The 23,104-nt window shown below is 42.8% G+C and carries 21 protein-coding genes; 18 read left to right on the forward strand and 3 right to left on the reverse strand.

Annotation, left to right across the window (positions count from 1 at the left end):
• The first annotated feature begins 6 nt into the window (after positions 1-6).
• The 7 genes from AB8P51_RS01770 to AB8P51_RS01800 all read left to right on the forward strand — a co-directional run bounded on the left by AB8P51_RS01770 (position 7) and on the right by AB8P51_RS01800 (position 10,122).
• Positions 7-987, forward strand: a complete 981-nt coding sequence (locus tag AB8P51_RS01770; RefSeq protein ID WP_369747052.1) for an NAD(P)-dependent alcohol dehydrogenase — start codon at positions 7-9, stop codon at positions 985-987.
• Positions 984-1,709 (forward strand): sulfite exporter TauE/SafE family protein, encoded by a 726-nt coding sequence (locus tag AB8P51_RS01775; protein WP_369747053.1) that lies wholly within the window; start codon positions 984-986, stop codon positions 1,707-1,709. The genes AB8P51_RS01770 and AB8P51_RS01775 overlap by 4 nt, the downstream gene beginning before the upstream one ends.
• 80 nt (positions 1,710-1,789) lie before the next feature.
• Entirely contained in the window at positions 1,790-3,646 is a 1,857-nt protein-coding gene (locus AB8P51_RS01780) for a mucoidy inhibitor MuiA family protein (RefSeq protein ID WP_369747054.1), read from the forward strand.
• A 229-nt stretch (positions 3,647-3,875) separates the two neighbouring features.
• Positions 3,876-4,733 (forward strand): DPP IV N-terminal domain-containing protein, encoded by an 858-nt coding sequence (locus AB8P51_RS01785; protein ID WP_369747055.1) that lies wholly within the window; start codon positions 3,876-3,878, stop codon positions 4,731-4,733.
• Positions 4,734-4,971: 238 nt separating this feature from the next.
• Positions 4,972-6,639, forward strand: a complete 1,668-nt coding sequence (locus AB8P51_RS01790; RefSeq protein WP_369747056.1) for a formate--tetrahydrofolate ligase — start codon at positions 4,972-4,974, stop codon at positions 6,637-6,639.
• A gap of 13 nt (positions 6,640-6,652) precedes the next feature.
• On the forward strand, positions 6,653-7,591 hold the full coding sequence (locus AB8P51_RS01795) for an alpha/beta hydrolase (RefSeq protein ID WP_369747057.1): 939 nt from the start codon (positions 6,653-6,655) through the stop codon (positions 7,589-7,591).
• A 92-nt stretch (positions 7,592-7,683) separates the two neighbouring features.
• Positions 7,684-10,122 carry a penicillin acylase family protein gene (locus tag AB8P51_RS01800; protein WP_369747058.1) on the forward strand — a complete coding sequence of 813 codons (2,439 nt, stop codon included), beginning with the start codon at positions 7,684-7,686 and terminating at the stop codon, positions 10,120-10,122.
• Between the two features lie 9 nt (positions 10,123-10,131).
• Here AB8P51_RS01800 and gldA read toward each other — a convergent pair whose 3' ends face one another.
• Positions 10,132-11,028 (reverse strand): gliding motility-associated ABC transporter ATP-binding subunit GldA, encoded by an 897-nt coding sequence (gene gldA, locus AB8P51_RS01805; protein WP_369747059.1) that lies wholly within the window; start codon positions 11,026-11,028, stop codon positions 10,132-10,134.
• 400 nt (positions 11,029-11,428) lie between these two features.
• Between gldA and AB8P51_RS01810 the strand changes: the two genes are divergently transcribed.
• From AB8P51_RS01810 to AB8P51_RS01830, 5 genes are all read left to right on the forward strand, one after another.
• The gene (locus AB8P51_RS01810) at positions 11,429-12,256 is read left to right on the forward strand and encodes a prephenate dehydratase (protein WP_369747060.1); all 828 of its coding nucleotides are present in this window, start codon (positions 11,429-11,431) and stop codon (positions 12,254-12,256) included.
• Positions 12,253-13,410 carry a pyridoxal phosphate-dependent aminotransferase gene (locus AB8P51_RS01815; RefSeq protein WP_369747061.1) on the forward strand — a complete coding sequence of 386 codons (1,158 nt, stop codon included), beginning with the start codon at positions 12,253-12,255 and terminating at the stop codon, positions 13,408-13,410. Before AB8P51_RS01810 ends, AB8P51_RS01815 begins: the two co-directional genes overlap by 4 nt.
• Positions 13,407-14,273, forward strand: coding sequence for a prephenate dehydrogenase (locus AB8P51_RS01820; protein WP_369747062.1), 867 nt, complete (start codon positions 13,407-13,409; stop codon positions 14,271-14,273). Before AB8P51_RS01815 ends, AB8P51_RS01820 begins: the two co-directional genes overlap by 4 nt.
• A gap of 1 nt (position 14,274) precedes the next feature.
• Complete coding sequence (locus AB8P51_RS01825; RefSeq protein ID WP_369747063.1) at positions 14,275-15,357, forward strand: chorismate mutase; 1,083 nt, start codon at positions 14,275-14,277, stop codon at positions 15,355-15,357.
• Positions 15,358-15,422: 65 nt separating this feature from the next.
• Entirely contained in the window at positions 15,423-16,097 is a 675-nt protein-coding gene (locus tag AB8P51_RS01830; protein ID WP_369747064.1) for a head GIN domain-containing protein, read from the forward strand.
• A gap of 51 nt (positions 16,098-16,148) precedes the next feature.
• Here the strand turns inward: AB8P51_RS01830 and AB8P51_RS01835 are convergent, their stop codons facing one another.
• Positions 16,149-16,961, reverse strand: a complete 813-nt coding sequence (locus AB8P51_RS01835) for a hypothetical protein (RefSeq protein WP_369747065.1) — start codon at positions 16,959-16,961, stop codon at positions 16,149-16,151.
• A 119-nt stretch (positions 16,962-17,080) separates the two neighbouring features.
• A complete protein-coding gene (locus tag AB8P51_RS01840) occupies positions 17,081-17,521 on the reverse strand; it encodes a hypothetical protein (protein WP_369747066.1) in 441 nt (146 codons plus the stop codon).
• A 97-nt stretch (positions 17,522-17,618) separates the two neighbouring features.
• On the opposite strand from AB8P51_RS01840, the gene rsgA reads away from it, so the two are divergent.
• The 6 genes from rsgA to rlmN all read left to right on the forward strand — a co-directional run bounded on the left by rsgA (position 17,619) and on the right by rlmN (position 23,003).
• Entirely contained in the window at positions 17,619-18,566 is a 948-nt protein-coding gene (gene rsgA / locus AB8P51_RS01845; protein ID WP_369747067.1) for a ribosome small subunit-dependent GTPase A, read from the forward strand.
• A gap of 31 nt (positions 18,567-18,597) precedes the next feature.
• A complete protein-coding gene (gene dtd, locus AB8P51_RS01850) occupies positions 18,598-19,053 on the forward strand; it encodes a D-aminoacyl-tRNA deacylase (RefSeq protein WP_369747068.1) in 456 nt (151 codons plus the stop codon).
• Positions 19,050-19,376, forward strand: coding sequence for a nucleotide pyrophosphohydrolase (locus AB8P51_RS01855; protein ID WP_369747069.1), 327 nt, complete (start codon positions 19,050-19,052; stop codon positions 19,374-19,376). Before dtd ends, AB8P51_RS01855 begins: the two co-directional genes overlap by 4 nt.
• 65 nt (positions 19,377-19,441) lie before the next feature.
• A complete protein-coding gene (locus AB8P51_RS01860; RefSeq protein ID WP_369747070.1) occupies positions 19,442-20,695 on the forward strand; it encodes a 3-phosphoshikimate 1-carboxyvinyltransferase in 1,254 nt (417 codons plus the stop codon).
• A 146-nt stretch (positions 20,696-20,841) separates the two neighbouring features.
• Positions 20,842-21,891 (forward strand): tRNA preQ1(34) S-adenosylmethionine ribosyltransferase-isomerase QueA, encoded by a 1,050-nt coding sequence (queA, locus tag AB8P51_RS01865; RefSeq protein ID WP_369747071.1) that lies wholly within the window; start codon positions 20,842-20,844, stop codon positions 21,889-21,891.
• Between the two features lie 68 nt (positions 21,892-21,959).
• A complete protein-coding gene (rlmN, locus tag AB8P51_RS01870) occupies positions 21,960-23,003 on the forward strand; it encodes a 23S rRNA (adenine(2503)-C(2))-methyltransferase RlmN (RefSeq protein WP_369747072.1) in 1,044 nt (347 codons plus the stop codon).
• The last annotated feature ends 101 nt before the right edge of the window (positions 23,004-23,104 follow it).

The following is a 23,104-nucleotide window of genomic DNA, read 5'->3' on the forward strand; positions in this document are numbered from 1 at the left end:
AAAGAAATGAAAGCCTTTCTATATAGAAAATACGGTCCACTTGATGTATTGCAGCTTGAGGAGATCCCCAGACCAGTCCCAAATTCCAGGGAGCTACTGATAAAAGTGATTGCCACTTCAGTTAACAGGACAGACTGCGCCAATATAAGGGCCAAACCAGCTATTATGCGCTTGTCCATGGGTCTGTTTAAACCAAGAAACCCAATTCTTGGAACGGAATTTTCAGGAGAAGTTATTGAAACAGGTAATGAGGTCACCTACTATAAACCGGGGGACAAGGTCTTCGGGTTTGCTGATTCCGGACTAAGATCCTATGCTGAATACTTGCTCCTTCAGCCCTCTATCGCTTTTGCCAAGGTGCCACAGAGTATTAATATGCAACAAGCTGCAGGGTGTATAGAAGGCATGCATTACGCTTATAATATAATCAACAAGATCACTCTGAATCCCGGAGACCAGGTGCTGGTAAATGGAGCGACAGGGGGAATAGGTACAGCAGCCTTACAACTATTGCAGTATTTGGGCATGAAAATTACGGCTGTATGCAATACAGAAAACATTGAATTGGCCCGATCATTAGGGGCAATAGAGGTTATAGACTGGCAAAAGGAAGACTTTACACAATCGGATAAAACATATCACGCCGTATTTGACGTTGCCGGAAAAAGTACCTTCGGCAAATGCAAACACCTTCTTTTGCCCGACGGTGCCTATATTTCGTCTGAACTTGGACCCTGGAGTCAAAATGTTGGATATTCCCTTTTGACTGCAATTTTCAAAAGTGTACCTTTTAACAAGGGTAGGAAAGTCAAATTTCCATATCCACCAAATATCATGAGAAGCTTACGGCTATTGGTAAATTTGATAGAAGAAGGGCATTTCACGCCAGTTATAGACAGGATCTACCCTTTTGAACAAATTCCAGAGGCCTTCCGCTATGTGGAAAAAGGACATAAAACCGGGAATGTGATAATCTCACTTTCATGAAGATCAATACCCTTTTCTTGTTTCTCGCGCTTCTGGCTGAAATTCTCGGAACGATAGGAGGATTTGGCTCCTCAGTATTTTTTGTTCCCCTTGGGAATTTCTATTTTGATTTTTACAGTGTTCTAGGGCTGACCGCTATTTTCCACCTCTCCAGTAATCTGAGTAAGATCTTTCTATTTAAAAAGGGACTTAACAAGTCTTTAATTCTTTATCTCGGAATCCCATCAGTCTTATTTGTGGTGTTTGGCGGAATACTTTCTAATTTTTTGAAGACCTTCCTTCTTGAATTGCTACTGGGAATATTTCTGATAGGTCTTAGTTTACTTTTTCTGATCAAAAGAGAATTGATCATTTCCCCAACTAAAAAAAATTCAATTCTTGGAGGTGCTATTTCCGGTTTCTCTGCAGGCCTGCTGGGAACAGGCGGGGCGATCAGGGGACTTACTATGGCAGCCTTCAACATGGAGAAAAGCGTTTTTATCGCTACCTCCGCCTTTATTGATTTTATGATCGATTTTACCCGAACCCTGGTCTACTACAATAATGGATATATCCATAACCACGATCTCAAATATGTGCCCTTTTTACTCCTTATAGGAATTCTGGGAACCTATATTGGAAAAAAAATACTGGTGTATATTCCACAAAGCAAGTTTAAACGATTATCGCTGATCCTTGTCCTTCTTATAGGAATGATCACCTGTGCCCGACTACTCACATGACAACCGTAAATTAAATGCGAAGTAAAATTAATTGGCCCGATATTTGAAAAATTGAAAAAGCAATCAATAAACAGAATTACATGAATTTAAAATGGACAATAAGGATATCCTTTCTCTTATTTATGGGAATGGTATTTGCCCAGGAACCCAGGGAAATTGAAGTCAAAACCACCGTTAAAGATGTCACCGTATTTATAGAAGGGGCACAGATCACCAGAAAGAAAGCTGTGGATATCCCTTCGGGGACCAGTATATTGAAATTTACTGATCTTTCACCCTTTATCAATGGCAAAAGCCTGCAACTCAAAGCCGATGGTAATGTGACAGTACTCTCGGTTAACCAGCAACAGAACTACCTGGAGAAATTAGATAAAAGCAAAGAACTCAAAACCCTTGAAACCCAGCTGGAGCTAGTGCGGAACAAAATTAAAAGAGAACGCACTTATCTTGATATCCTTACCGAGGAGATCGTTTTTCTTCAAGCCAACAAGAACATAGGTGGAAATCAGACCCTAACTGCAGCCACATTAAAGTCGGCTGCGGACTATTACAGCACCCAACTCACGGCCATAAAACTAAAGGAACTGGATAGGAAAGCGACCTTAGACGATTTATACGTGCAAGAACGGGATCTGCAAAATCAGATCAATACACTTACCGGAAAGAAGGAATATGCCAACGGGGAGGTTCTTGTAAAAATGGAGGCAAAAAGGGCCACACGGTCTAATCTTGAACTGACCTATGTAGTTAACAATGCAGGCTGGTTCCCTTCTTACGATATACGATCTACCAATGTAAACGAAGCTGTATCTCTGGTATACAAAGCCAATGTAAAGCAGGATACCAAAATAGACTGGAAGTATGTGAATCTCCGCCTGTCTTCTGCAAATCCGAATATTTCCGGTACCGCCCCGGAAATGCAAACCTATTTCCTGGATTATAATACCCGTCCTCCGGTGTATAATCTATCCGTAAATGAGGTGTCGGGAGTTGTCCGCGATAGCCAAAATCAGCCTTTACCGGGAGTAATGGTGATAGTGCAGGGAAGTTCTATTGGAACGACTACTGATTTTAATGGGTACTTTTCTCTGGCATTGCCCTCTAATGCAAATAGTCTGGAGTTTTCATATTTAGGTTTTGAAAGAAAAACATTGCCCATCAGCAGGTCTGTAATGAATGTCACTTTAGTCGAAGATGCACAAACCTTAGAAGAAGTAGTAGTGGTCGGGTACAGCGGGAAGGAAAAAAGAGCCATGCGAAATGAGATGGTTGCCGATGCCAGCATGGAGCCCCAGATTAAATCAGTTCCCTTGCAGCAGGTGGAGAACCAGACTACGGTCGACTTTTTGATAGATCTACCATATACGGTGAACTCGGATAATAAGATGTACACAGTAACCATGGCAGACTATGCGTTGCCGGCTACTTACCAGTACTTCAGCATCCCAAAAATCGAAAAAGAGGCCTACCTGATCAGCAGCATCAAGGATTGGGAGAAGTACAACCTGCTTGAAGGGGAAGCCAATATATTTTTCGAGAATACTTTTGTGGGCAAGACCGTGCTAGATGTTCGTTATGCCTCTGATACTCTCGATATATCCCTGGGGAGAGATAAGAGTGTTTCGGTGAATCGGGAAAAGATCACTGATTTTAGCTCCAAGAAATTTGTGGGAACCAGAAAGGAAGAATCCAGGGCCTGGAAGATCACAGTTAAGAACAACAAATCACAGTCCATCAACATGCTGTTGCTAGATCAGGTACCTGTTTCAGTACGTGACGAGATCAAAGTGGAGGTCGATGAACTTTCAGGAGGCAAGCACAATACCCAAACGGGGGAGATCAAATGGGAACTCAGGCTTAATCCCAATGAGGAAAGAGTCTTTACTTTAAAGTATGTTGTAAAATATCCGAGGAACAGGAATTTGGTCATTGAATAACTCTCTTAAATAAGAACTATTCTATTGAGTACAGGGAAGATTAAACTCACTTCCCTAAGTATTTTATTCCTCTGTCCGTCCTTTTTTTATATTTTAAGGGAAATTTCGACATATGAATCCAGGGTCTACTCATTGGTCTAAAGTGATATCCTTTTTGTTTTATCGATCGGTCTTTTTTTACTTGTTCGGGTTGATTGTTCTGTCGTCCTGTAAAACGGAAGAAAAGAAAATGAAAATACCCGATAATAAACCCTCAGGCACCATTGCTTTTAATACGAATCGAGACGGGAACAACGAGATCTATCTGATGGATGTGAAAGGCAGTAATCTTAGGAATATTACTAATAATCCTGCCATGGAGTACGGTCCTTCCTGGTTCCCTGACGGAAGTAAGATCATCGCCTATTCCAACAGAGATGGAAATCCTGAGCTTTATGTCTTTGATCTGAAAAAGGACACAGCAATCCGGATGACGGACCATCAAGGCGAGGATGTGCTGCCCGTAGTTTCTCCAGACGGATCTCAAATCGTATTTATGAGCAATCGAAACGAGAAGAGTCGTTCTGTCTATAAAATGAAGATAGACGGCAGCGATTTAACAGCACTTACAGATAATGCAGATTATGAAGAAAGTCCGGCATGGTCTCCTGATGGACAACATCTTCTTTTTACCCGGCAGTTGCGCGATTTAAATGATACTACCCATGCAGCAAACGGGGAGATCTTCAGGATGAAAGCAGATGGGAGTGAGGTAACTCGAATAACCGATAAACCGGGATACGATTCCGGTGCTGTATATTCTCCTGATGGAAATCAAATTGCCTTTTACGGTCCTGAGGGGGATAGTTTTGAAATTTTTGTGATGGATGCAGAAGGAAAAGATATCAGGAATATTACCCAAGATACCCTCGACTGTTATTCGCCTTCCTGGTCGCCGGATGGAAAGTGGATCGCCTATACCGCGGGAACGGGTAATAACTACGATATTTATATCATCAATATAGAAAACAATGAAAAAAGGCGATTAACCAACACAAAGATTAGAAATGAATCGCCGGCCTGGGCACCTGTATCATTGGAGGAATAAGAGTACGATCTCGATAATAACCAGAATGTGATGAAATTGCTATCGATCTACGCTTATACCACAAACCAATACTCCAGAAGTTGTTATTAGTTTTTGGGTAGGATTATAAAGACTTGTAATCGGTTCAAAACGATTTGGTCCAGTTTATTTGTAGTGAATAAAACAAAATTAAATAGCTAAAAGTGATTTACGATTTACTAAATGCTACGCTCAATAGAATCAATAACTAAAACTCAAAATGACTGACATACAAATCGCACAAAGTGTTGAGGAAAAACACATCAGGGAAATTGCAGCTTTTTTAAACATCCCGGAAGATAAACTGGAATATTACGGTTCTAACAAGGCTAAATTGCCCTTGAATCTTATAAAGGAAGATGCTGTGGATAAGGGTAACCTGATCCTGGTTACGGCGATAACCCCAACCCCTGCAGGAGAGGGAAAGACCACTACTTCCATTGGTCTGGGAGATGCACTCAATCTCAGGAAGAAGAAAGCAGTAATTGTGCTGCGTGAACCCAGCCTGGGTCCGGTTTTTGGTATTAAAGGAGGTGCAGCCGGAGGAGGATGGAGTCAGGTGATACCCATGGTGGATATCAACCTTCATTTTACCGGCGATTTCCATGCCATTGAAAAGGCGAACAATTTACTCGCAGCACTTATCGACAATAATATTCAGAGCAAGTCCCGCAATCTGGGTATAGATCCCAGAACTGTGCTCTGGAAACGCTGTATGGATATGAATGACAGGGGACTGCGTAATATTATTGCCGCTCTGGGAGGGAAAGCCGGAGGTATACCCAGGGAAACAGGGTTTAACATCACTGCCGCTTCTGAGATTATGGCCATCCTTTGTCTTAGCAGGAGCCTGGAAGATTTACAGGAGAAATGCGCTAATATCTATATAGGGAATACCTGGGTAGGAAAGCCTGTTTATGCAAGGGACCTTAACGCACAGGGAGCAATGGCGGTCTTATTGAAGGATGCAATAAAACCAAATCTCGTTCAGACCTTGGAGGGAAATCCGGCCATTATTCATGGGGGTCCTTTTGCTAATATAGCCCAGGGGACCAATTCTATTCTGGCTACTAAAATGGGATTGAGTTTAGGGGATTATGTAGTCACTGAAGCCGGCTTTGGTGCCGACCTGGGAGCGGAGAAATTTCTCAATATTAAATGTCGGCAGGCAGAGCTATCGCCCAGGGCAGTAGTACTTGTGGCAACGATCAGGGCTTTAAAATACCACGGGGGTATGCCCCTCGACCAGTTAACTCAGGAAGATGTTAAAGCATTGCAAGCAGGTATGCCCAACCTTGAAAGACATGTAAAGAGTTTGCAAAGCTTTGGAATTCCGATAGTTGTTTCTATCAACGCATTTAGTAGCGATACCGAGGCAGAGAAAATAACACTCCTAGAGCATTGCCGTAAACTTGGGGTTCCGGCAGCCCTTAGCTATGGCTGGGCCGAAGGGGGAAAAGGCTGTGTGGATCTGGCTGATCTGGTTGTTGAGGCGGCAGAAAGCTGTAAAACCAAGTTTACCCCCACCTACAGCCTGAACGATTCTATCCGTGAAAAAATGGAGAAAATCTGCAGTACTATTTATGGGGCAAAAAACGTAATCCTGACAAACAAGGCTAAGGCACAAATGAAGCGCTATGAGAACATGGGGTATGGGACACTCCCGGTATGTATCGCCAAGACTCAGAAAAGCCTGAGTGATGACGAGAAGAAACTGGGGAGACCTGAGAATTTCAACATAAATATCCGTGAGTTCGAAATAGCAACCGGGGCAGGATTTATTATTCCCATTGCGGGAAATATCCTCAGAATGCCGGGCTTACCTGCTACACCTTCTGCTGAATATATTTCTATCGATACTAACGAGACCATCACCGGTCTTTTCTAATCGTTTAATAAAAATGAATACACGACTCCTCTTATTTTCCTTGATTTTCTTTACAAGCACAATTCTTTTGGCACAGGCTGAAGAAGAAATTGAAATTAAAACTGAAACTGGTACGCTTAACGGTACCTTGATAGTACCCGAAGGCCAGGGTGAATTTCCTGTAGTACTTATTATCGCGGGTTCAGGGCCTACAGATCGCAATGGCAATAACGCCATGATGACCAATAATTCACTTAAAATGCTGGCAGAAGGTTTTTTAGAAAACGGAATTGCCAGTTTGCGTTTTGACAAGAGAGGGATAGGAGCAAGTGCATCAGCTATGACTGCGGAAAAGGATCTCCGGTTCGAAACGTATATTGAGGATGCTCAGGCCTGGAGTACCCAACTCAAAAACGATCCCAGGTTTGACGAACTGGTTATTTTGGGGCATAGTGAAGGATCACTTATCGGAATGATCGCTGCAAATGGAGTTAAGGCGGATAAATTTATCTCTCTTGCCGGTGTCGGTAGACCTGCTGCCGATATTCTCAGGGAACAATTAAGTCCGCAACCTCCTGCGGTTACTGCCATGACCGATCCTATAATAACAACACTTGAACAGGGCCAGACCGTAGACAGCATCAATCCTATGCTAAATTCACTTTTCAGGCCAAGCGTACAACCTTATCTGATCTCCTGGTTTAAGTACAATCCGGCAGAAGAGATTGCTAAACTCGATTGCCCTGTCCTTGTTCTCCAGGGAACCACTGACATTCAGGTAAAAGTTAAGGACGCCGAAATGCTGGTCAGTGCAAAACCAGAAGCAAAGAAGGTCATAATTGATGGAATGAATCATGTTTTAAAAGAGGCACCTATGGATCGGATGGAAAATATTGAGTCGTATAATAATCCCACTCTGCCTCTTATGAGTGGCCTGATAGAGGCCATTGTCTCCTTTATTATGGTGGAATAACCGTTGTAAAAAGATCATTTCCCGGATAGTGAAACTGAGGAATGAGGAATTAACTTTAATATTTATTCACCATTCCATTACAAAACATAGCAATGAATAAATCAGCAAACCACAAATTGTCTTGTGCATCATGGTATTTCAGGGTTTTCCCAATTCTCATGTTTTTTGTTATTTCAGGAATCATCCTTTCCTGTAAATCTAACCCTTCAGAACAAGTACTTCTCGAGGGTCTTCAGGAACCTGTTGAAATTGTCCGGGATCAATGGGGAATCAACCATATCTATGCGGCTAATGAACACGACTTGTTTTTTGCACAGGGCTATGCCGCGGCCAAAGACCGACTCTTTCAGTTTGAGATCTGGCGGAGGCAGGCTACGGGGACCGTAGCAGAAATACTGGGAGAACGTGAACTAAAGAGGGATATCGGAACCCGACTCTTTAAATACCGTGGGGATTTAACCCGTGAATTTAATCATTATCACGATCGGGGCGCAGAGATTATCACAGCTTATACAGATGGGGTTAATGCCTATATTGAAGAGGCCCTGGATAATCCTGACTCCCTGCCTATCGAGTTTAAGATGCTCAACATTCTTCCCCAAAGATGGACCCCTGAGGTGGTTATATCACGTCATCAGGGACTGTTGGGCAACATTGGAGCCGAACTTGAAGTAGGTATGGCTGTTGATAAAATTGGGGTGGATGCAGTTAAAGATTTGTACTGGTTTCATCCGAAAGATCCAATTTTGGAAATGGACCCTGCCATAAATACTTCCCTGCTCAGTGAGGAAATCCTGGAATTGTACTTCGCCTACCGGAGATCTGTCCGGTTCTTACCGGAAGATATTGATCCTGCTTACAGGAGATCTGGTGCTACAGCCTTTTTTGAAGAAGAAAAAGTTGATGTTTATGATTCCTTATCAATTGGTAGCAATAACTGGGTTTTAAGTGAATCAATGACGGCTGATGGGCATACCCTGATGGCCAACGATCCCCACCGAACCATAGCCGTGCCTTCGCTCAGATATATGACGCATTTGGTGGCCCCCGGCTGGAACGTAATCGGGGGTGGGGAGCCGGAAATTCCCGGTATTTCCATAGGTCACAATGAGCATGGAGCCTGGGGCCTTACGGTCTTTCGGACGGATGGGGAAGATCTTTACGTTTATGACCTCAACCCGGAAAACCTAAATGAGTACAGGTATCAGGGAAAATGGGAGGCCATGGAGACTATTACAGAATCCATCCCCGTAAAAGGTAGACAGGCTGAAGAAGTGCAATTGAATTATACACGCCACGGACCTGTGGCCTTTGTAGACAGTCTCAACTATAAAGCTTACGCTGTGAGATGTGCCTGGTTAGAACCGGGGGGCTCACCCTATTTGGCATCCCTACGTATGGATCAGGCGAAGACCTGGGAAGAATTCCGGGAAGCCTGCGACTACAGTCATATTCCCGGGGAAAATATGATTTGGGCTGATAAGGAAGGAAATATTGGATGGCAGGCCGTAGGAATTGCTCCTGTGCGAAGAAATTTCAGTGGCCTGGTTCCTGTGCCCGGAGACGGGAGATACGAATGGGATGGATATCTGCCCATCATTGAGAAACCTCATGAGGTCAATCCGGAACGCGGTTATATAGCTACGGCAAACCAGAATGTGACTCCCGATGATTATAAACATTGGGACGCCATCGGCTATTCATGGTCTGATCCCTATCGCGGCGACCGCATAGAAGAAGTTCTCAGTTCAGGTAAAAAATTTACTATGCAGGAGATGCAGGCTCTTCAGGTAGACTATGTTTCCTTACCGGCCAGGATGCTTGTCCCACTTTTGTCTGACCTGGAGTTAGAAGAGAAATCAGCAGAAGCACGTCAACGATTGTCCACATGGGATCACCAGCTCTTGCCAGGGAGCATTGAAGCCGGAATATACGTTGCCTTTGAAAAGGAATTGAAACGAATGGCAGAAGAAAGGTTCATCCCATCAAAGGCAAAAGGAGTGATTGAAGACCTGCAAATGAAACGAGTCATAGACTGGATGCTAAATCCTGCCACAAAGTTTGGACCCCAGGCTGAAGAGGCCAGAGATCAATTCCTTGCAAAGGCATTCTCATCAGGTATTGAATTACTGCAAAAAGACCTGGGAGATAAAATTGAGAATTGGAAATACGGGCAGGCGAATTATAAACATACCTATATGACACATCCTCTGGCGAGAGCGGTGAATCAGTCCTGGGCAGATTCCCTCAACCTGGGGCCGCTTCCACGTGGGGGGAATGGGTATACCCCCGGATCTACAGGAAACAAAAACAGGCAGAGCAGCGGTGCCTCATTCAGAATGATCGTAAACACAGGTGACTGGGACGAAGCGGTAGGTACTAATAGCCCAGGTCAGTCCGGGGATCCAAACAGCCCCTTCTACGACAACCTTTTTGAGCCATGGGCAAAGGATCAGTATTTTCCAGTCTATTTTTCTCGAAAAAAAATAGATTCCGTAGCAGCGGAAAAGGTCACATATATCCCTGAATAGGGAAGAAATTCACGCTCCGGTAAGTTCCGTAAAAAGACTTTCCAGGTTTTTGTTCTTCCGGCTAAGTTGAAGCGTTTTCAGCTTGTTGTCATGTGCAAAGTCGAATACTACCGCTCTCATGTCCTTTTCGTGACTAAAGGTGATCTCATAGACAAAACCGACTGTATTTTTAACATGGGTAACATGCGGAAGTTTCATCAAAAAGGCTTCTTCAACCCTGTAATCAAATTCAACTTCAATGATCTGCTCGGTTCCTTCCCTGAGAGCCGACAATTTCTGATCGGCAACAAGTTCCCCTTTATTAATAATCAAAACCCGGTCACAAACCGCCTCCACTTCTTTCATGATATGGGTGGATAGGAATATTGTTCTGTCCTTTCCAATTTCCCTGATAAGTTTTCGGATTTCGAGTAGTTGGTTGGGATCTAAACCGGTAGTAGGCTCATCGAGAATAAGGACCTCAGGTTGATAGACCAGGGCCGCCGCAAGTCCTACCCTCTGCCTGTAACCTTTGGAAAGTTGTCCGATCTTCTTATGGGCCTCTTTGTCGAGGCCTACCTGGGTAATAACGTCCTTAACCGAATCCCGGGAAACCGAGTGCAGCTCAGCAATAAAATAAAGATATTCCCTTACATACATTTCCAGATAGAGCGGGTTATTTTCGGGTAGATACCCTATGCTTTTCTGTACTTGTTTCGCCTCCGAGATGACATGATATCCGTTTACCTGTGCTTCACCCTCATCGGCGTTGAGATAGGTTGTGAGGATTTTCATCAGAGTCGACTTACCAGCACCGTTTGGGCCAAGAAAACCAACTATTTCGCCTTTCTCAATACTGAAAGAAACATTTTTTAGAGCAACCTGCCCTTTATATGATTTACTGAGGTTTTCGACTACGATCGACATATCTTGCTCTTTGGTATTGTAAAAGTAAAGAATGTGTCCTAAAATTGAATACTACCTAAGGCCTATTTACTCGCCCATCGCATTCTTAATACTCGAATTGTTATTTCCACCAAGAATTTAATATTTAAAGAATCCTCAGAATATGACTTAGTTTGAAAAATTATTCGCAGTTTTCCTTTAAATATTGCAGACATCAAAAAAAATACTGGCCAAAGGATCTATTTTTCATTTTAATAATTACCTTAGCCTCAGTTTTATAAGAAAATGACGCATAACAATTTCTGGAATGGTTTCTATTTTTACTTCTTTTATCAAAGGGGCAAGGGACTATTGTAGATAAGTGTTAAACCATATAAAAGCAAGTCCCGTTAAAGTCGGGGCTTTTTTTTTGAACAAAAAGGTGAGAAAACGAATTGCTATTCAGGGGATCAAGGGTTCTAACCACTATCAGGTGGCAAGGGAATATTTTGGTGACCAAATTGATTTGGTAGAATGCCTCTCCTTCCATGGATTGGTAGATGAGCTTTTGGAAGGAAAGGCAGATAAAGGGGTCATGGCTATTGAGAATTCCATAGCGGGATCAATAATACCCAATTACGCCCTGGTTTATGAAAATAAACTACATATTATAGGGGAACATTACCTGAATATTCATCACCATCTTATGGGGCTTAAAGGGCAGTCACTTGCCGATATACGCGAAGTGCGATCACATCCTATGGCACTGCTGCAATGCAGGGAATACCTTAAAACCCAACCCCATATTAAAATGGTGGAAGATGTTGATACAGCCGAGACGGCCCTACGGATCCAGGAAGACCAATTGTCGGGGATAGCCGCAATTGCCCCAAGGGTAGCGGCGGAACTTTATGATCTAGAGATTATTGCTCCGGAGATTCAGACCATTAAAAACAATGCTACACGGTTCATCATCGTAAAAACAGTAAATAAGGAATTACCAAGGGAAGAAATTAACAAAGCATCCTTGCGATTTATTACAGACCACAAAAGGGGTAGTCTGGCAACAGTACTCAATGTAATGAGTGATTGTAATTTAAATCTGACCAAAATTCAGAGTTTACCCATCATTGAAACGCCCTGGAAGTATGCTTTTTTTGTTGATGTCACCTTTGAAGACTACGAGCAATTTGCAAAAGCCAAGTCGCTGCTACAGATCATGTCAGAGGATTTTAACGTGCTAGGAGAATATAAAAATGTAAGGGTATGATAGCTACGGCAGACAGACTCAAAACGATAGAAGAATACTACTTCTCCAGAAAATTAAAGGAAGTACGTAAATTGATGGCTGATGGAAGACCTATCATTAATATGGGTATTGGCAGTCCCGACCTGTCTCCTTCCCCTGAAGTACTCCGGACATTAACAGAAGCCATTTCTGAAAATGGGGCCCATCAGTATCAGAGTTACCAGGGCTTAGCTGAGCTTCGGCAGGCTATAGCCGATTTCTACTTGGAGAAATTCAATGTAAAAGCCGATCCCGATACTGATATCCTTCCATTAATGGGGTCCAAGGAAGGGATTATGCATATTAGCATGGCATTCCTCAATCCCGGTGATGAGGTACTGATTCCCAATCCCGGATATCCTACATACATGGCTGTGACCCGTCTCGTAGGGGCCACTCCCGTAACTTATGACCTGAAAGAAGACCAGAATTGGTTTCCCGATCTGGAACAGCTTGCCAGGGAAGACTTAAGCAAAGTAAAACTTATGTGGGTAAGTTATCCACACATGCCTACAGGGGCAGTCGCTTCGGAAAAACAATGGAAGGCACTGGTTGATTTTGCCAGAGAAAAGCAAATTCTGATGGTCAATGACAATCCGTACAGTTTCGTATTGGGGACCAACCCTAAAAGCATTCTTCAAATAGAAGGAGCCACAGAGGTCGCTTTAGAGTTGAACTCTCTGAGTAAAACCTTTAATATGGCAGGATGGCGAGTAGGGATGGTGCTTGGAAAGGCAGATCATATCAATGCCATATTAAAAGTGAAGAGCAATATGGATTCCGGGATGTTTTACGGAATTCAGAAAGGAGCAATTGCCGCATTGAAAAGCGGTAGAAACTGGTTTGAAAAACTCGACGAGATCTATGAAGCAAGAAGGCAGCACATGTTTGAACTGGCGAGACTCTTAAACTGCACCTTCGATCCCCGGGCAGTAGGCATGTTCGTATGGGCAAAATTGCCCCCTGGGGCTCCACCTGCCGAGGAATTTATAGACCAAATTCTATACGAAAAGGATATTTTTATTGCCCCCGGGACCATTTTTGGGAGCAATGGCGAAGGTTATATCCGATTTTCCCTGTGCGTAAAAACCGAAAAGATCGAAGAGGCTATTACACGATTTAAACATCAGAAATGAAAATAGGAATCATAGGTATTGGTTTGATAGGAGGTTCAATGTCTAAAGACTTGAAAAAGGCATTACCCGAAGCAGAGGTCTTTGGTCTGGATCATAACCCGGAGCATCTGGAGACTGCCTTGAAACTCAACATTATTGATAAGATCGGAGAGGAATCTATGCTGGCGGGGGCAGATCTGATTTTTCTTGCGATCCCCGTTGATGCCGCTGTAAAAATCCTTCCTGATCTCCTCAACAAGATAAAGGATGATGCGCTTGTCATTGATGCGGGTTCAACTAAATCCCTGATTTGCTCGTCTGTTTCACAACATCAGAAAAGAAGAAATTTCCTTGCTTGTCATCCTATAGCAGGTACGGAGTTCTCAGGCCCTGAAGCCGCTATTGAAGGTCTTTATCAGGGGAAGACAAACATTATTTGTGAAGTAGAAAAGACGGCTTTTAAGCTACAGGAAAAGGCCCTCGATCTTTTTTCCAGGATTGGGATGAGGATAAGGTATATGAACCCGGAAGCTCATGATAAACATATAGCTTACGTATCACACCTATCCCACATCAGTTCCTTTATGCTGGGTAAAACCGTAATAGAGAAGGAGAAGAATGAACGCGATATCTTTGATATGGCCGGGAGTGGTTTTGAAAGCACGGTGAGGTTAGCAAAAAGCTCCCCTGACATGTGGACTCCCATATTTGAGCAGAATAAGGTAAATGTAATCGAAACCCTCGAGGAATACATACAGAACCTGGAGGCATTCAAAGAAAAATTACTCGACAATGACATGGAAGGGATTTATAAAGAGATGGAGAATACCAATAAAATAAAAGAGATATTAAAAGGAATACCACTGAATAAAATACAAGGATAATATGGAGAATTCAAAAGAATTAAGAGGCTGGTTAGATGATTTGGGGCTCTCTCACCCCCTGGTGATAGCCGGTCCCTGTAGTGCAGAAACCGAAAAGCAGGTCTTAGAGATTGCTCATGAACTCAAGGATACAGATGTCAATTACTACAGAGCAGGAATTTGGAAACCGCGAACACGCCCCGGTAACTTTGAAGGTGTTGGGGCTATAGGCCTTAAATGGCTGCAGCAGGTAAAAAATGAAACGGGCTTAAAAACAGCTACAGAAGTGGCCAACCGGACACATGTGGAACTGGCCCTGGAACACGATATTGACCTTTTGTGGATAGGGGCGCGATCTACTGTGAGTCCGTTTATCGTGCAGGAAATAGCAGATGCCCTCGAGGGAACCGATAAGATCGTTTTGGTAAAAAACCCGGTAAATCCTGATCTTTCTCTATGGCTGGGTGCTGTAGAGCGACTTCATTCGGCCAACATAGGGAAGTTAGGAGTAATTCACAGAGGATTTTCTACCTACGAAAAATCGAAGTACAGAAATATACCGGAGTGGCAGCTGGCCATCGAGTTGCAGACCAGATTTCCAGATCTGCCTTTGATCAATGATCCTTCACATATCACCGGGAAGCGGGATATGATTTTTGACGTCTCTCAGACTGCCCTTGATCTCAACTTTGACGGACTGATGATTGAGACGCATTGCGACCCTGACAACGCCTGGAGCGATGCAGCCCAGCAAGTAACCCCTAAACGACTTATACAGATCATGGAAGACCTGAAGATCAGAAAGGAAACAGATGAAGAAGCAGATTATAAAAACAAATTGAGTAACCTGCGGGCACAAATCGATATCATCGATAACCAGCTCATCGATATGCTGGGAAAAAGGATGCAGGTTTCTGATGGCATCGGGGATTTGAAAAAACAACGCAACGTGGCTGTTTTGCAAACCAACCGATGGAACGCCATCCTGGGTAAGATGATCCTGGAAGGGGAGGCCAAAGGATTAAGCGAGGAATTCGTCCTTAAGATGTTTAAAGCCATCCATCAGGAATCCATCAACCACCAGGAAAAGATCATTAATTCATAAAAGTGTTTTGATACTGTAACAAATGAGACTATGGTGAGTCTTTATGAAAACACTAAAACTGAATTATGAAAAGAGTTATTTTACTTACTGCCCTGCTCATCTCTACAATGAGTTTTTCGCAACGGATCGTCGACAAAGAAGTTGGGGAATTTGATGAAATTAAGGTGTACGACCTGATCGAGGTAAACCTGATCAAATCAAATGAAAACCGTATTCTGATTAAGGGTAAAAATGTGGATGACATCAAATTTGTAAACAAAGACGGCGTCTTGAAACTCCGGATGCAACTCGAAAAGAAATTTCAGGGAGAGGATACTTTCATTGAGGTGTATTATACTGATATCGATATAATTGACGGGAATGAAGGGGCTAAGATTGTATGCAATGAAACAGTCGAAAAGGACAGAATTACAATAAAAGCACAGGAAGGAGCTCAGATAAAGGTCGGATTGGAAGTCGATCATGTAGATATTCGGGCCGTTACCGGTGGAATAATTGAAGCGTCCGGACTTGCCAGAAACCAGTTTATTGTTCTCACTACTGGAGGTATTTTTGAAGGACAGGAACTTAAAACATCAACAACTTCTGTCAAGATTCTTGCCGGTGGAGAAGCTTCACTTAGTGCTTCAGATGAAGTGGACATCAACGTTAGAGCCGGGGGCGACGTATATGTTTACGGCAATCCAAAAAATGTGAATAAAAATACCCTGGCCGGAGGCCGAATTTATATAAAGGATTAGCTCACTTAATAATCATAAAAAAAGCCCTGTCATGACAGGGCTTTTGTAATGCTATTGAATGGAAAAGTCGAAAACCGACTGGTTATCCCTTCCCTGTGGTACCGCCCCCTGATAGATAAAGCAGTACTCTCCGGGTTCTAAGGCATCCGGAGTTACTTTAAATTTGTGCCCCTCCAGAGTCTCTATGTTAAAATTTAATGCGTATTTCGGATCAATTCCACTACTACTAGAGATCCAACTATTTTTACCAGTCACTACTTCGCGTAAATTCTTTCTATCTTTTACGGTAAGCCTTACCAAAACAAATTCATTTGGGCTGCTGGCTGTTCTGAACCACCAATTAAATATTCCCGTATCCGCTCCCTGATTGTTTTGCATATTATCAACATCGCTGGAACTGGGATCGAAGATAAATGTAAATTCAGGAGAGCTGGTAGATAAGACATTGTTGGAATGAATCCCCGGGAGTTGGGCCTTTTCCTTTGAATTGATAAGGCCTGATACTAACTTTTGGGCAGCTGCATTTGAATTGGACCCTGAAAATACACTGGGTTGAATGAGTTCCTGATCCCCTTGTGAATTGGTGTAATAAATTCCTGTTTTTGATTTGGTGTTCTGTCTCGATTTGGCCATGATAAGAGAAAGTACTTCTGAAGAGACACCGGCTTCTTTCATTTTACCCAGCGCTGAGATGGAGGCATCAAATTTCACATCAGAATTGTTAATCTTGTCAATGATCATAAAGTCGTCGAAGCCCAATTCTACCATCTGAATCACAGATTCATTGGTGATAGTTTCCTGAGCACTAACCTGGGTGAAGAAGACAAGGCAGAGGCTCAGAATCAATAGTTTTAGTTTTTTCATTTTGCGGTTTTTGGTTATTGATTATTTTATAATAAGGGTATCTAATTTACAGAATTTTTACCAAATAAATACATTGAATACTGATAGAATCCTGTAATTGAAAAACTCTGAACGAGGACTTATCTCTTAAAGATATATCGGGTGATAAAAATTCCCTGTCCGTCATCTTTTCCACTGTCGCTTTCCACTGCACTGGTTACAAAAGCCAAATCCCAGCCATCGGCGATCATGGAATTAATCATTGAGGTAATCATAGAGTCATTGGCAGCAATATTCTGAAACCGTATCCCTCCGAGATTATAAAAGTTGAGGAGTTTGGTCTCCTCGAAATTCTTTACTCTTATATCGCGGCGGTCCGACTTGTTTCTGGTGTTGTCTTCATCTGTTTGTACACTGGTAAACTCGTTGTAATCCTTGTCTTCAAGCGAATTTATAATTCTCGACCTGCCCAGACCATTAGGGACAATAGATTCTACACTGGTAATTACATGATATTCCTGGGCCTGCAGTGCAGTTCCAAGGAAGAAGGCTAAACAAAATAAAAAAATACTTTTCTTCATGGTATTTAAGTTTTATTAAGGATTAAAAATTAGCACAGTAAAGATAATTTAATGTCTCATTGGTTTATCGTTTCTTTGCAGGGAGATATGAACAACAATGAAGGGTACGGTTTATAAATCCACCGGGAGTTGGTACACTGTTAAATCCACTGAGGGTAAGATTTATGACTGCCGCATCAAGGGCAGGTTTAGGATGAAGGGTATTAAGAGTACCAATCCGATTGCCGTCGGGGATGTGGTTAATTTTGATCTTGAACAAACCGGGGACGCCACTTTAGGGGTAATCTATGATATTGAGGAGAGAACCAATTATATCATCAGGAAATCCGTTAAGCTTTCAAAACAAACCCATATAATTGCGGCAAATATTGATCTGGTATTTCTGATGATTACGCTCAATAAACCCAAAACCTACACCATTTTTATAGACCGGTTTCTGGCAACCTCAGAGGCTTACGATATAAAAACGGTACTGCTCTTTAACAAAATCGATTCCTATGACAAGGATGAGCTCGCTGAAGTTAAATACCTAGCAGCACTATACAGAAAAATTGGGTATACCTGCCTTGGGATTTCTGCCAAAACAGGCAGAAATGTAGATCAGGTCAAAGAAATGATGATTGGTAGGACCAGCATGTTCGCGGGGCATTCAGGAGTAGGTAAAACGACCCTGATCAATGCAATAGAACCTTCTATGGAATTAAAAACAGCTGAGATATCAGAACAACACCTACAGGGACAACATACAACCACTTTTGCAGAGATGTACGATCTTAGTTTCGACGCCAGTATTATTGACACGCCTGGTATCAAGGGCTTTGGTCTTGTAGATATGGAGAAAGAGGAAATCGGCGATTATTTTCCTGAATTCTTTGCCCTGAAACAGGATTGTAAGTTTAACAATTGCTTGCATATTGATGAGCCTCAATGTGCTGTAAAAAAAGCTTTGGAAGCTGATGAGGTTTCCTGGAGCAGGTACAAAAGTTACCTGCAAATGGTGAGTGGTGAAGAGGATACTTATCGTTTTGATGATTATGATGGGTAGGATGGAGGAGAACCTGGAAATATAGTAAAGAATGAGAGCAGTAATACAAAGGGTGGCCTGGGCACATATTACAGTAGATGGGGAAAGGACTGCAGAAATTGAAGAGGGACTTCTTATTCTGTTAGGTATTGAAGATGCCGACGCCCGGGAAGATATCACCTGGCTTTCAAATAAAATCTCCAATTTACGTATCTTCAACGATGAGGATGGGGTGATGAACCGATCTTTGAAGGAGGTAGATGGAGATGCTATCGTGGTTAGTCAGTTTACCCTTCATGCGAGTACAAAAAAAGGAAACAGGCCTTCTTATATCAGAGCCTCAAAACCTGAGGTGGCCATTCCTTTATACAAGAATTTTGTAAAGCAGCTTGAACTCGACCTCGGGAAAGATGTAGGAACCGGGATTTTCGGTGCTGATATGAAAGTTGCCTTACTGAACGACGGTCCTGTGACCATCGTGATTGATACTAAAATGAAAGATCTATGAATATAAGCCATGCACAAAGAGCCGTAGACGAATGGATCAAAGCCCACGGAGTTCGTTATTTTAATGAACTTACCAATATGGCTCAACTAACTGAGGAAGTAGGAGAAGTTGCCAGGATTATTGCGCGCAGGTACGGAGAGCAGAGTGAAAAACCTTCAGACAAGGATAAAGATCTCGGAGAAGAATTGGCCGATGTACTTTTCGTAGTCCTCTGCCTGGCGAATCAAACTGGAATTAACCTGCAGGATGCATTTGACAAAAAACTGGAATTGAAAACCAGGCGAGATCACAAAAGACACCAGGACAATAAAAAACTCAAATAAGAGTACCTTTGTAAATCCTGTGAAAAACGGCGGGTACATAAAGGAAAAATCAAAATATTATCTCATTGACACTTCATCTTTCAGGGCCGCCAGCTCCAGTTAAGCATTCCAGGATCAGTATCACAGGTTCCAAAAGTGAGTCGAACAGATTACTCCTCCTCCAGGCACTTTATCCACAACTCAAAATAGAAAACATTTCCAATGCAGATGATGTAAAAGTAATGAGGAAAGGACTGAAGGTCAGGACTGGAACCGTGGATATTCATCACGCGGGTACGGCCATGAGGTTTCTTACCGCTTACTTCGCTACACGCGAAGGAGTTGAGGTTACCCTGACGGGATCTTCACGCATGCAGGAAAGGCCCATTAAGGTGCTGGTTGATGCACTCCGCCAATTAGGGGCCGACATCGAATATGAGAAAAATAAAGGTTATCCGCCCTTGCGTATCCGAGGAAAAAAGCTTGAGAAATCAAATGTGAGTTTGCCTGCCAATATCAGCAGTCAGTACATTTCTGCATTACTCCTGGTAGCACCTGGTATGAAGGAGGGCCTGGAACTGGAACTCATAGGGGAGATTACTTCAGTGCCTTATATTAAAATGACGCTTTCACTTTTAAAAGAAATTGGAATCCGCAGTTCATTTTCCAGAAATAAAATCCGTGTAGAGCCGGCGGATACTGTTTTACCTAAAAGTGTACGCGTGGAATCTGACTGGAGTTCTGCTTCCTATTTTTACAGCATTGCGGCCTTCAGTGAAATAGGAACCCATCTGGAACTCACTTCATATAGTGCCGAAAGTTTGCAAGGGGATCGGGTACTGGCAGATTTATACCGTAGCTTTGGGGTAGAATCCCAATTCGAAGATCAGACCTTGCACCTAAGAAAACTAGCCAATCCTGTTAAATCAGAGAAGGATAAAAATACCTTATTGAAATTTCATCTGGCCGATGCGCCTGATATTGCACAGACCATTGCAGTAAACTGCTTTGGCCTGGGTATGGGTTGCCATATAACAGGGCTCCACACCTTAAAAATCAAGGAAACTGACCGGCTGGAAGCTCTAAAGACGGAGCTTTCTAAACTTGGGGCACGCATTGAGGTTTCAGATCACCACCTTGAACTGGCTCCTGGGGATTCGATCAAATCTGACGTATCTATAGCGACATACAATGATCATCGGATGGCTATGGCCTTTGCGCCACTGGCCCTAAAAACAGATATATTTATAGAAGATGCCGCCGTGGTTTCCAAGTCGTATCCAGACTTCTGGGATGATCTGAAAAGACTTAATTTTCAAATTCGCCATGTAGCCGGTTGATTTAATCATCTATTTACTTGACAAGGCCTGTTGCCAGGTCGTATATTTGCAGCTTTTAAATCAATCCTGCATACCAGAATCCCGGTGAAAATTCGGCATACTGTTTTAAAGCCTACAGGATTTTTTAATAGACTAAACATTCTTCTATGAAATTATCACATTTTAATTTTGAACTTCCAAATGAATTATTGGCCGAGTATCCTTCAGAGCACAGGGATGAATCCAAATTGATGGTCGTTCACAAGGAAACAGGAAAGATCGAACATAAGATGTTTAAAGATCTTATCAGCTATTTTGACGAGGATGATGTGATGGTGTTAAACAATACCAAGGTATTTCCGGCAAGATTGTTTGGGAACAAAGAAAAAACCGGGGCGAGGATTGAAGTGTTTCTATTACGTGAACTGAATGAAGAACAGCGGCTGTGGGACGTGCTGGTTGATCCTGCCCGAAAGATACGTATTGGAAATAAACTCTATTTTGGAGAAGATGAAAGCCTGGTAGCTGAGGTTATAGACAATACCACTTCTCGTGGGCGTACGCTTCGTTTTCTTTATGATGGTGCCTACATAGATTTCAGAAGAAAACTCAGAGAATTAGGTGAGACACCTTTGCCAAAATACATAAAAAGGGACGTTGAACCCGAGGACGAAAAGCGTTACCAGACTATTTATGCCAAGCATGAAGGCGCAGTAGCTGCTCCTACTGCCGGACTTCATTTTTCAAAGCACCTGCTGAAACGTCTTGAGATTAAAGGGATCAAGTTTGCTGAAATTACACTGCATGTAGGATTGGGAACATTCAACCCCGTAGAAGTAGAAGATTTATCCAAACATAAAATGGACAGCGAAGAGCTGGTCATTGATGAACGTGCTACCGAAATTGTCAATACAGCGAAGAACAGGAAGAGAAGAATATGTGCCGTGGGAACTACCGCAATGAGGGGTCTCGAAAGTGCAGTCTCATCCGAACATATGCTCAATACTTTTGATGGATGGACAAATAAATTTATTTTCCCACCCTATGAGTTCAGCATTGCCAACGCTATGGTCACCAATTTCCACCTGCCGAAATCTACATTGCTGATGATGGTTTCAGCCTTTATGGGTCATGATCTTATGAAACGGGCTTATAAGGAGGCCATCCTCGAAGGGTACCGCTTTTACTCCTATGGAGATGCGATGCTGATTATATAAGCAATCCTGATAAACAGACCCTTTATCCTCTTCTTGAGGAGCAAACCAAGGAACAGTTAATTCAAACAATGGAGGCTATCCAAAAGAAAGACATCAGAGCTTTAACAAGGGAAGAGTTGAGGTCTTTTTTCCTGGAGAGGGGGGATCAGGCTTACCGTGGCGATCAGGTATTTGAATGGCTGTGGAAAAAAGGAGCCCATTCGTTTGAGGATATGACCAACCTCTCAAAGAGTGTCAGGTCCATGCTGATGGAGCAATACGTGATTAACCATATTGAGGTCGACCAAATGCAGCGCAGTAAGGATGGTACTATTAAAAATGCTGTTCGCCTCCACGATGGATTAATAGTTGAGTCGGTCTTAATCCCCACTTCAAAAAGAACAACCGCCTGTGTTTCTAGTCAGGTGGGATGCAGCCTGGACTGTAAATTCTGTGCAACGGCCCGCTTGAAAAGAATGCGAAACCTGAATCCGGATGAGATTTACGATCAGGTAGTTGCCATTGACCGTCAAAGTCGTTTATACCACAACCGCCCTCTCAGCAATATAGTTTTTATGGGAATGGGCGAGCCATTGATGAATTATAGAAATGTCCTTAAGGCTATTGATAAAATAACCGGGGATGAAGGACTGGGGATGTCTCCAAAGAGAATCACAGTTTCTACCTCCGGCGTTCCCAAGATCATACGTAAGATGGCAGATGAAGAGGTGAGATTTAATCTTGCCGTTTCCCTTCACTCGGCCATTGATGAGGTCCGGACTTCTATAATGCCCTTCAATGCTACTTTTACTCTTTCCGATCTTCGGGAAGCCCTGGAATACTGGTATCAGAAAACTAAAAGCAGGATTACCTATGAGTACGTGGTCTGGGAGGGTGTTAACGACCGTCAGAAGGATGTGGATGCTCTGGTAGAATTTTGCAGGTTTGCTCCCTCCAAGGTGAATCTCATTGAGTATAACCCTATTGATGACGGGGAATTCAAACAAGCTGATGACATCGCCATAGATATGTATGTCGATGCACTTGAAGCAGCAGGAATTACAGTTACCGTAAGGCGTTCACGGGGTAAGGATATAGACGCCGCCTGCGGGCAACTGGCCAATAAATCCTGAATATGCTCAACGTTGGAACACAGTCTTATATTCTAAATTGAAGAAAAACGTTTGCCGGGCAAGGCCTGCATATTTTTTGCCTAATTTTAAAACTCACAAAG

Origin of the sequence: Muriicola sp. SD30 (assembly GCF_041205185.1) — a bacterium.
GTDB lineage: Bacteria > Bacteroidota > Bacteroidia > Flavobacteriales > Flavobacteriaceae > Muriicola.

Coding starts and splice junctions, on each gene's coding strand:
- AB8P51_RS01770 (WP_369747052.1), top strand. CDS start 7: ATGAAAGCCTTTCTATATAGAAAATACGGTCCACTTGATGTATTGCAG.
- queA (WP_369747071.1), top strand. CDS start 20,842: ATGAAATTATCACATTTTAATTTTGAACTTCCAAATGAATTATTGGCC.
- AB8P51_RS01825 (WP_369747063.1), top strand. CDS start 14,275: ATGGAGAATTCAAAAGAATTAAGAGGCTGGTTAGATGATTTGGGGCTC.
- dtd (WP_369747068.1), top strand. CDS start 18,598: ATGAGAGCAGTAATACAAAGGGTGGCCTGGGCACATATTACAGTAGAT.
- AB8P51_RS01840 (WP_369747066.1), bottom strand. CDS start 17,521: ATGAAGAAAAGTATTTTTTTATTTTGTTTAGCCTTCTTCCTTGGAACT.
- AB8P51_RS01780 (WP_369747054.1), top strand. CDS start 1,790: ATGAATTTAAAATGGACAATAAGGATATCCTTTCTCTTATTTATGGGA.
- rlmN (WP_369747072.1), top strand. CDS start 21,960: ATGGAGGCTATCCAAAAGAAAGACATCAGAGCTTTAACAAGGGAAGAG.
- AB8P51_RS01795 (WP_369747057.1), top strand. CDS start 6,653: ATGAATACACGACTCCTCTTATTTTCCTTGATTTTCTTTACAAGCACA.
- AB8P51_RS01775 (WP_369747053.1), top strand. CDS start 984: ATGAAGATCAATACCCTTTTCTTGTTTCTCGCGCTTCTGGCTGAAATT.
- AB8P51_RS01835 (WP_369747065.1), bottom strand. CDS start 16,961: ATGAAAAAACTAAAACTATTGATTCTGAGCCTCTGCCTTGTCTTCTTC.
- AB8P51_RS01800 (WP_369747058.1), top strand. CDS start 7,684: ATGAATAAATCAGCAAACCACAAATTGTCTTGTGCATCATGGTATTTC.
- AB8P51_RS01820 (WP_369747062.1), top strand. CDS start 13,407: ATGAAAATAGGAATCATAGGTATTGGTTTGATAGGAGGTTCAATGTCT.
- AB8P51_RS01785 (WP_369747055.1), top strand. CDS start 3,876: ATGAAAATACCCGATAATAAACCCTCAGGCACCATTGCTTTTAATACG.
- AB8P51_RS01855 (WP_369747069.1), top strand. CDS start 19,050: ATGAATATAAGCCATGCACAAAGAGCCGTAGACGAATGGATCAAAGCC.
- AB8P51_RS01790 (WP_369747056.1), top strand. CDS start 4,972: ATGACTGACATACAAATCGCACAAAGTGTTGAGGAAAAACACATCAGG.
- rsgA (WP_369747067.1), top strand. CDS start 17,619: ATGAAGGGTACGGTTTATAAATCCACCGGGAGTTGGTACACTGTTAAA.
- AB8P51_RS01830 (WP_369747064.1), top strand. CDS start 15,423: ATGAAAAGAGTTATTTTACTTACTGCCCTGCTCATCTCTACAATGAGT.
- gldA (WP_369747059.1), bottom strand. CDS start 11,028: ATGTCGATCGTAGTCGAAAACCTCAGTAAATCATATAAAGGGCAGGTT.
- AB8P51_RS01815 (WP_369747061.1), top strand. CDS start 12,253: ATGATAGCTACGGCAGACAGACTCAAAACGATAGAAGAATACTACTTC.